The organism is Methylobacterium nigriterrae (assembly GCF_037106235.1).
GTDB classification, from domain to species: domain Bacteria; phylum Pseudomonadota; class Alphaproteobacteria; order Rhizobiales; family Beijerinckiaceae; genus Methylobacterium; species Methylobacterium nigriterrae.
On sequence record NZ_JBAWTG010000562.1, the window covers coordinates 1 to 437 of the forward strand.

Annotated in this window: 1 pseudogene; it reads left to right on the top strand. The window is 69.3% G+C overall.

Annotated features, from left to right (window positions below):
* Positions 1-343, top strand: a pseudogene (locus WDW90_RS38255) (porin family protein); the annotation flags it as partial.
* Between the last annotated feature and the right edge of the window lie 94 nt (positions 344-437).

Here is a 437-nt window from a genome sequence, read left to right on the forward strand (position 1 = left end):
CTACGGCTCGGGCGGCGGCCGCCAGTTCGGCCTGCCCAACGGCTCGACCGACAACTTCCAGACCGGCTGGGCAGCCGGCGGCGGCATCGAGTACGCGCTGCCGACCGACTCGTTCCTGAACTTCTTCCGCTCCTCGGCGGTGACGCTCAAGGTCGAGGGTCTCTACGTGAACCTCGACCGCGGCAACCGCAACAACGGCGCCTTCGCGGTCACCCCGAACGGCACCATCCTGACCGCGGCGACGCCGGGCGTCGGCCTGGTCTCGGGCGTGACCAACCGGCGCAACGACACCGAGTTCGCCGTCGTGCGCGCCGGCCTCAACTACAAGTTCGGCAGCTACTGAGCCGACCCCACGATCCCCGCGCGGATCCAAGCCCGATCCCGCCACACTCACGACAAGCCCGGCCGAGAGGCCGGGCTTTTTTCGTCGCCCCAAA